8 protein-coding genes are annotated in these 8,173 nt (G+C 67.9%); 3 read left to right on the top strand and 5 right to left on the bottom strand.

Going from position 1 to position 8,173, the window contains the following annotated elements; genetic code table 11:
• The coding region (locus VGH54_RS07520) for a WXG100 family type VII secretion target (protein WP_331511306.1) at positions 1-165 on the top strand (165 nt) is incomplete at its 5' end.
• Positions 166-416: 251 nt separating this feature from the next.
• Entirely contained in the window at positions 417-2,045 is a 1,629-nt protein-coding gene (locus tag VGH54_RS07515; RefSeq protein ID WP_331511303.1) for a PPE family protein, read from the top strand.
• A 3-nt stretch (positions 2,046-2,048) separates the two neighbouring features.
• Here VGH54_RS07515 and VGH54_RS07510 read toward each other — a convergent pair whose 3' ends face one another.
• The gene (locus VGH54_RS07510; RefSeq protein WP_331511302.1) at positions 2,049-3,029 is read right to left on the bottom strand and encodes a quinone oxidoreductase; all 981 of its coding nucleotides are present in this window, start codon (positions 3,027-3,029) and stop codon (positions 2,049-2,051) included.
• 31 nt (positions 3,030-3,060) lie between these two features.
• Here VGH54_RS07510 and VGH54_RS07505 point away from each other — a divergent pair, with 31 nt between their 5' ends.
• Positions 3,061-3,735, top strand: a complete 675-nt coding sequence (locus tag VGH54_RS07505; protein WP_331511305.1) for a hypothetical protein — start codon at positions 3,061-3,063, stop codon at positions 3,733-3,735.
• Here VGH54_RS07505 and VGH54_RS07500 read toward each other — a convergent pair.
• The 4 genes from VGH54_RS07500 to mptB are packed head-to-tail and all read right to left on the bottom strand — an operon-like array spanning position 3,685 to position 8,108.
• Positions 3,685-4,659, bottom strand: coding sequence for a COX15/CtaA family protein (locus VGH54_RS07500; protein ID WP_414688665.1), 975 nt, complete (start codon positions 4,657-4,659; stop codon positions 3,685-3,687). The genes VGH54_RS07505 and VGH54_RS07500 overlap by 51 nt on opposite strands.
• Positions 4,660-4,687: 28 nt before the next feature.
• On the bottom strand, positions 4,688-5,464 hold the full coding sequence (locus VGH54_RS07495; protein WP_331511300.1) for an ABC transporter permease: 777 nt from the start codon (positions 5,462-5,464) through the stop codon (positions 4,688-4,690).
• Positions 5,461-6,405 carry an ABC transporter ATP-binding protein gene (locus VGH54_RS07490; RefSeq protein WP_331511299.1) on the bottom strand — a complete coding sequence of 315 codons (945 nt, stop codon included), beginning with the start codon at positions 6,403-6,405 and terminating at the stop codon, positions 5,461-5,463. Before VGH54_RS07490 ends, VGH54_RS07495 begins: the two co-directional genes overlap by 4 nt.
• Entirely contained in the window at positions 6,402-8,108 is a 1,707-nt protein-coding gene (gene mptB, locus VGH54_RS07485) for a polyprenol phosphomannose-dependent alpha 1,6 mannosyltransferase MptB (RefSeq protein ID WP_331511298.1), read from the bottom strand. The genes VGH54_RS07490 and mptB overlap by 4 nt, the downstream gene beginning before the upstream one ends.
• Positions 8,109-8,173 lie beyond the last annotated feature (65 nt).

Raw genomic sequence — 8,173 nt, 5'->3', positions numbered from 1 at the left:
TGGCAGGGTGACACCGGGATGAGTTATCAGGCGTGGCAGGCGCAGTGGAACCAGGCGATGGAGCAGTTGGTGTTGTCCTATCGCGCGATGGCGGGCACTCATGAGAACAACACCACCTCGATGCTGGCCCGGGACTCAGCCGAAGGCGCCAAATGGGGCGGCTAACCAAGCGGACTTGATTATCCGCTGAAGGGTCGGTTAGTTCGGCGCTCCCCTTCACCTACCCGCCTGGGCATGTTAGCTTAGCCTATGCTAACGCTACGAGTCGTTATCGAATCAGATTCAGACCTCAGCGACGTCGTCGACCGGGTTATCACGATGCGTGCGACTCGAGCCAGGGTGGCCGAGTCCCAATCCATTAGTGTCGCAGACGATCCCGCGGCACCGGCCTTTCATCCGATCGGCGCCACCCGCCGATGACCGCGCCCATTTGGATGGCCTCTCCGCCCGAAGTGCATTCGGCGCTGCTGATTAGCGGTCCGGGGCCGGGCTCGCTGTTGGTTGCCGCCGAGGCGTGGAATGCGTTGAGTGCCGAATACGCTTTGGCAGCTGACGAACTCACCGCCGTGTTGACGTCGGTACAGGCTGGCGGATGGGAGGGGCCCAGCGCTGAATCGTATGCGGCCGCGCATGTGCCCTATCTGGCCTGGTTGATGCAGGCCAGCGCCGACAGCACGGCAGCGGCCGCGCGTCAGGAGACCGCGGCAGCGGCTTACACCGCCGCGCTGGCGGCCATGCCGACCCTGGCCGAACTGGCCGCCAATCATGCGATCCACGGAGTTTTGCTGGCCACCAACTTCTTCGGCATCAACGCGATTCCGATCGCGCTCAACGAAGCCGACTATGTTCGAATGTGGGTCCAGGCGGCCACCACGATGACGAGTTACCAGGCTGTCTCCGCCGCGGCGGTGGCCTCGTCGCCGCAAACCCAGCCGGCGCCGGCGGTGGTCAACTCGGCGGCGTCGGGGTACGGCAACACCGTAACCAATGCCATTGCGGCGATCGAGCAGCTGCTGCACGACGCGTCCACGCTGAACCTGTCCGATCTGCAGTCGTCATTGCTAAATGTGGTGCAGAACTTCAACGTGACGGCGTTCCTGCAGAATCCGGTGGGATACAGCCAGCAGATCGTCGAATCCTTCGTGAACAACTTCCCGGTGCTGTCCGACCTTTATTACGGCTTCGGCGGCGACCACATCTTCGAATTGCTCACAGATCCGGTAGGGTTCGTTCAGCACATCATCAGTAATTTCCTGGCCAATCCGCTTGGGGTGCTGGAGAATCCGTTTACGCTGCTCCTCAGCGCCGACGACTATCCGACCATCTTCTATCCGCTGATCTCGCCGGCCATCGCCCCCGCCTTCGCGATCGCCTCCGTCGGCTCTGCCGGCGGCCTCGCGGGGCTGGCCGCAATTCCGCCGACCACAATGCCCGTCGTTTCCCCAGTGCTTGCACCGGCGACCCTTGCCGTACCGGCCCTCGGGATGACTCCGACCGTCGTCGTATCGGCCGTAGCCCCTGCGGCGGCGCCGGCATCGGCTCCCGCCCCGGCAAGCCCACCGGCGCCGGCGGCCACCGCCACAGTGGCTAGCCCTGCGCCGGCGTTGCCGCCCCCGGGTGCGCCTTTTGTGCCTCCGTACGCGGTGGGTCCGCCCGGCATCGGGTTCGACTCAGGAATGAGCGCCAGCGCGGCGTCCCGTGCCAAGCGCAAAGCGCCCGAGCCCGACAGCGCTGCAGCGGTAGCTGCTGCGGCCGTGCGTGGTCAGCGCCAGGCGCGGCGCCGTCGGCGGGCGATTTTGCGCGATCATGGCGACGAGTTCGCCGACATGAACATCGAAGTGAACCCAGACTGGGACGCGCCGCCCGACGACGAGCCGCTGGCGTCGAGCAACGGTGCGGGTCCGTTGGGATTTGCCGGTACGGTGCGCAACCAAGCCATCGGGCGTGCAGCCGGGCTGGCCACGCTGGCCGGTGATGGGTTCGGCGGTGGCCCGACGGTCCCGATGCTGCCGGTCAGCTGGGATTCCGACGCCAATCAGCAGTGAGGCCTACGGCGTAAGCACGATGGATCCGATGGTCTGACGGCCCTGCAGGTCGCGATGCGCCTGCGCGGCGTCGGCCAGGGGATAGCGGTGGCTGACCTCCACCCTGAGCGAGCCGTCGGCGATCGCGTCGAACAATTCGCTTGAGCGCCAGGCGAATTCCTTACCCGTGCGGGTGAAGTGCACCAGTCCGGGGCGGGTCAGGAACACCGAACCGGCCGCGTTGAGCCGCTGCGGGTCGACGGGCGGAACCGGCCCACTCGACGCGCCGAACAGGGCCAGCGTTCCCCGCACGGCAAGGCTGGCCAGGCTGGCATCGAAGGTGTTTGCCCCGACACCGTCGTACACCGCCGCCACACCGGACCCGTCGGTCAAGTCGCGAATCTGTCTGCCGAATTCGGCCGGATCCTCGCCGGGGTAATCCAGCACCTCGGCGGCGCCGGCCTGCCGCGATCGCTCAGCCTTCTCCGGTGTCGATACGGTCGTGATCACCCGAGCGCCCCGATGCGCCAACCACTGCGTCAGAATCAGGCCGACTCCGCCGGCACCGGCATGCACCAGCACTGTGTCGCCGGACTGTACGGCGTACACCGAGGTGATCAGGTAATGCGCCGTCAAACCCTTCAGCAGTGCTGAGGCGGCCACGTCCAAGCCGATCTCCGACGGCACAGGCGCAGTGAATTGCGCTGGCGCCGTGCTGAATTCCGCGTACGAACCGGAGGTTGCGACGGCGGTCACGACTCGGTCGCCGACACTTGGCTCCGTCACGCCGTCACCGACGGCGGCCACCGTACCGGCTACCTCGTTACCCAACACGAACGGCAACTCGCGCGGGTAGGTGCCGGAACGGAAATAGGTGTCGATGTAGTTGACACCGATCGCTTCGGCCTTGATCAGAACCTCACCCGGCCCCGGCGACGGTTGCGGCCGCTCGACATAGCGCAGGACTTCCGGACCGCCGATTTCTGCGACTTCGATTGCGTGCATGCTGACTATCATCCGGATGCATGGAGTCCGCATGAAGTTGGCCCGGCCCGACATTCGCCATCCCCGGATTGTTCTGGCCGGTTCGGCGGACGACGACGATGCCGGCCTGGTGGCCGCGCTGCGCACGCGCGGCCTGCATGCGCACTGGTTGTCCTGGAACGACCCACGCACGCTCGACGCCGATCTGGTGATCCTGCGGGACAGCAGCGATCACGCCGACTTTTTGGCGTGGACGAAGCGGGTGCCCAACCTGTTGAACGCTCCTGACGTGGTCGCCTGGAACACCGGTCGGCGCCACCTGCGCGACCTTGGCCGCGCGGGAGTGCCCGTGCTGCGGGGCCGTCGTCCGTCAGGCTCTGCGGTTGGCACCGCGCTGGTATTTATCGGCGGCGTCCAGTCCCACGCATTCGTCGAGAATTCGCCGATCGAGGCCGACTTCGAATTGTGGGACCTCGGACAGGCCGCCCTGCAGGCAGCCGCCGGGCAGTCGGGCATCGCCGTCAGCGAGTTGCTGTACGCCCGCGCGGATGTCATTGAAGAATCCGGTGACGCCGAGCTGGCAGAGCTGAATCTGGTTGCGCCGTCGCTGGGTTGGCGGCTACTCGACGACGACGCCCGCGACGACGCGCAGCGGCAGTTCGCCTTGTGCGTCGAGTCAGCCCTGGACCGGTTGGGGCTCGGTCCGCTCTCGCATCGAGGCCCATAAGGCTGCGGTAGCCGCGGTGCATATCGCGGCCCCGGCGACGTGGACCGCGACCAGCGCCGCGGGAACGCCGGTGAAGAACTGCACGGTCCCGACCGCGGCCTGACCGAAAACCGCCACCAGCAGGACGCCGAGCCGCAACAGAACCCGCCGCGGCGCATGCACGGCCAGCAGCCCGAAGCCAAGCCCGACCAGCAGGGCGAGATACGCGATCAGCAGCGATGAGTGCGCGTGCACCAACGTGCTGATCTCAATCCGCAGCCGCGGCACCGTCCGACGCGGGCTGGTATCCCCGGCATGCGGGCCCGCGGCCGTGACCAACGTGCCAGCCACTAGGACCGCGGCCAGCGTCAGTGCGCTGAGCAGCGTGAGCGCACGCAGCGGCTTGACCACTTGGTGACTGATCACCCCGTCGTCGGGCTCGCCGACCTTGACGAACAGCAGGACCGAGAGCCACACCATCGTCATCGAGGTGAGCAGGTGGATGCCCACCGTCCACCACAACAGCCCGGTGCGGACGGTGATCCCGCCGATCACCGCCTGCACGACCGTCGAGGCCGGCATCAACCAGGCGTAGACCAGCACTTCGGTTCGGCGGTGGGCCCGGTAGAGCACCAACACGGCCAGCGCCGCGGTGAGGACCACGGCGAACGTGATCATCCGGTTGCCGAATTCGACGGCCTGGTGGATGCGGGGCACCTCGGAAACCGCGACCGGGGTGAAGCTGCCCGGAAAGCATTGCGGCCAGGTCGGGCAGCCAAGTCCTGAGGCGGTCACGCGGACGATCGCGCCCGTGACGGCAATGCCGCCCTGCGTCAGGATCACGGCGGCCGCGACGAGCCGCTGAACGCGCAGGCTGGGTTCGGGCAGCAGGTCGACCAGCCGCCGCAAGAGTCGCCCGACAGCCATCGCCCGATCGTAGGGCAACGAAAACTACGCCGCGTAGTAGGGCCGGTCAGGTGAAGCGGAACCAGCGCAACGCGGCCAGTCCGGCCAGCGTCCCCCACGCAACAAGCACCAGCACGCCAAACCAGTCCGCCGACAGGCTCATCGCGCGGGACAGCGCCTCGGTCAGGGCCCCCGCCGGGGTGAGCCGTGCCGCCCATCTGACGGCCGAACCGACCAGCCCGGATTCGATGGTCAGCGCACCGAGGCCGGCGAAGACAAACCACAACAGGTTGGCCACCGCCAGCACGATCTCAGCGCGCAGGGTGCCGCCAAGCAGCAAGCCCAGCGCCGCGAAAACCGCGGTACCCAGCGCGATGACCGCCGCGCCCAACGCCAGACCGGCCAGAGGCGGCCGCCAGCCGAGGGCAAAACCGATGGCGCCCAGAATGATTGATTGCAGGAACACAACAGTGACGACCGCCGCTGACTTGCCCGCGATGATGCCCCATACCGGTAATGCCGTCGCGCCCAGCCGTTTGAGCGCGCCGTAGCGCCGGTCGAAGGCGACCGCGATCGCCTGGCCAGTGAACGCGGTCGAGATCACCGCCAGCGCCATGATCACCGGAACGAAGGTGGCGGCCCGGTTGTCGCCGAACGACCCGAGCGGCAGCAACGTCAAACCGATGAGCAGCGTGATCGGGATGAACATGGTCAGCAGCAGCTGCTCGCCGTTGCGCAGCAACAGCTTCAGCTCAAGGCCGAACTGCGCGGCCAGCATCTTCGGTACCGCGGCGGGTCGCGGGTTCGGCGTGAAAGTGCCTGCAGGAAATTGGGTTTCGGTCATGAGCGCAACTCCCGGCCGGTCAGCTCCAGGAACACATCTTCCAGGCTGCGCTGCTCCACCCGCAGGTCGGTCGCCAGCACGTTGATCTGAGCGCACCACGCCGTCACGGTGGCCAGCACCTGCGGGTCGACCGGGCCTTCCACCAGATACTCGCCCGGCGTCGCCTCGGAAGCCTGGTAGTCCTCGGGCAGCGCCGACACCAGCAGCGACAAGTCGAGTCGCGGCGGCGCGCTGAACCGCAGCTGGCCTTTGGCGCCGCTATGGGTCAACTCGGCCGGGGTTCCGGCGGCCACCGGCACCCCGTGGTCGATGATGACCAGTCGGTCGGCGAGCTCCTCGGCCTCCTTGAGCTGGTGGGTGGTCAACACCACCGTCACGCCGTCGCGGCGCAGCGCATCGATCAACTCCCACACCAGGATTCGGGCCTGGGCGTCCATGCCGGCGGTGGGCTCGTCGAGGAAGACCAATTCCGGCCGGCCGACCAGCGCGCAGGCCAGCGCGAGCCGCTGCTGTTGCCCGCCCGAGAGCCGTCGGTACGTGGTGCGGGCCGCCTCGGCCAGACCCAACGTGTTCAGCAGCCAGGTCGGATCCAGCGGGTCGGCGGCGTAAGAGGCCACCAGGCTCAGCATCTCGCCGGCCCGGGCAGCGGGATAGCCGCCGCCGCCCTGCAACATCACGCCGATCCGCGCTCGAAGCCGGGCGTTGTCGGCGATCGGGTCCAATCCGAGCACCTCGATGGTGCCGGCATCGGGGCGGACGAACCCCTCGCACATTTCCACGGTCGTCGTCTTGCCGGCGCCGTTGGGGCCGAGCAGCGCCAGCACCTCGGCGGCATGCACGTCGAGATCGAGGTGAGAAACGGCGGTCGTCGCGCTCGCGCCCGAGCCGTACTGCTTACACACCCCGCGCAACCGCACGTGGATGTCTGAAGCCGGGCTCACGACGATTTAGCGTAAGCGCCGGGCAGCGGAGCGGGCTGCGGGGTCTGGCCGGTGGGCACGGGCTCGTCGCCCGTCGGCTCAGGTCCGGGTCCAGCCTCGGGCAGCGGCCGCCACGGCAATCGGTCGTACGTCACCGCGATGAGCAGCAGCACGATGACCGTGCTGGCCACGGTGGCGTCCACGATCTGGAATAGCGCAAACCGGTCGCCGTTGGCCGTCGGGCCGAAGATGCCGACGACGATTGTCACGATGATCACTGCCATCCGGAAGCCCGGCCGGGTGGCCCAGGCTGCCAGCGGGATGATGGCCCACAGCAGGTACCACGGCTGCACCACCGGAAACAGCAACACTGTGCCGCCCAGCGCGACGCCGAGCCCGCCGACCGGATGCAGACGGCCACGCAGCACGGCGATCAGCAGCCAGGCGACCATGACGGCGATGATCAAAACGCCGATGCCACGGGTCAGCGACAGTATCGCGGTGGTGTGATCACCCAGGCCCAGCAGAATCCCCACCTGCCCGGTGCCCAGCGCGATCAGCGTCGGCGGCGACATCCAGCTGCGCACCACGTTGGCGGTGCCCAGCGTGTAGATCCAGCCGAACCCGAGCCGGCTGGCCGAGCCGACCGCCGCCATCACGGCCAGCGACAATCCCGCCATCAGGCTGCCGGCCAGCAGGAACGACTTGAGATTGCCGCCGTAACGCTGCGCCAACGCCATCGTCACGAAGCCGAGTGCCAGCAGCGACGGCAGCTTGATCTGCGAAGACAACACGATCAGGATTGCCCCGGCCAGCAGCATGCCCAGCGGCGCCCAATCCGCCCGGTTGCCGCTGGCCCGCGGCCACGGTCGCGGCCACAGCGGGCGTGCGGAGTCGATACCCCGCAATGCGAACTCGGTACCGGCCAGCATCAGCCCGAGCATGGGCGCCTCGTTGTGGATGCCGGCGACCAGATGCATGATCAGCAGCGGGTTGGCCGCCCCCAGCCACAGCGCGCTGACCTCAGCGACGCCGCAGCGGCGAGCCAATCGCGGTGTCGCCCAGACGATCAGGCCCACTCCGACCAGCACCACCAGCCGATGGCAGAGCACCGCAGCGACGATGTTTTCGCCGGTCAACGCCGAGATACCGCGGCCTATCCACAAGAACAGCGGCCCGTAGGGCGCCGGGGTCTCCCGCCACAGGCTGGGCACCGACAAGGTGAAGACATGGCCGAGGCCCAGCCCGGTCGCCGGACCCACCCGGTACGGGTCGAGGCCGAGCCGGCAGATCTGGCTCTGCGCCAGGTAGGAGTAGACGTCCTTGCTGAACATCGGCGGCGCGATCAACAGCGGCAGCACCCACAGCAACAGCGTGCGGTCCAGCTCACCGCGAGACATTCGCCGCCTGCCCAGCGCGAACCGGCCCAGCATCAGCCAGGCCAGGGCCATCATCACGGCGCCGGTCGTCGTCATCGTCAGCGACACCGTCTGGATCCGCGACGGGAGGTTGAGCAGCCGGACGCCGAACGTCGGGTCCTGGACCACCGGCCGGGCCCCGGCGCCAAGCGCGCCGATCGCCATCAGCACCGTGCCGGTAGCGCCGAAAACTCGGGTCCGACGAAGCGCGACCCGCTCGCGCTCGTTCAGCGGCTGGCCGACAGTCATTTCGTCGCCGTGCAGGCTGGCGATCGACGAACTGAGCGAGTGGTGGCGGTCTGCCATCACAGCAGCGTAACCGCCGCCGGGGCGGGGCCGAGCGGGTCAGGTGTGACCAGGACGACGCCGGC

The organism is Mycobacterium sp., from assembly GCF_036488105.1.
Classification (GTDB): domain Bacteria; phylum Actinomycetota; class Actinomycetes; order Mycobacteriales; family Mycobacteriaceae; genus Mycobacterium.
Note: the sequence above shows the minus strand (reverse complement) of the source record. Positions and strands in the feature narration are given on the sequence as shown.

Bases quoted from the DNA above. Each gene is read 5' to 3' on its own strand.
- VGH54_RS07505 (WP_331511305.1), top strand. From the start codon at position 3,061: ATGAAGTTGGCCCGGCCCGACATTCGCCATCCCCGGATTGTTCTGGCC.
- VGH54_RS07510 (WP_331511302.1), bottom strand. From the start codon at position 3,029: ATGCACGCAATCGAAGTCGCAGAAATCGGCGGTCCGGAAGTCCTGCGC.
- VGH54_RS07515 (WP_331511303.1), top strand. From the start codon at position 417: ATGACCGCGCCCATTTGGATGGCCTCTCCGCCCGAAGTGCATTCGGCG.
- VGH54_RS07495 (WP_331511300.1), bottom strand. From the start codon at position 5,464: ATGACCGAAACCCAATTTCCTGCAGGCACTTTCACGCCGAACCCGCGA.
- mptB (WP_331511298.1), bottom strand. From the start codon at position 8,108: ATGGCAGACCGCCACCACTCGCTCAGTTCGTCGATCGCCAGCCTGCAC.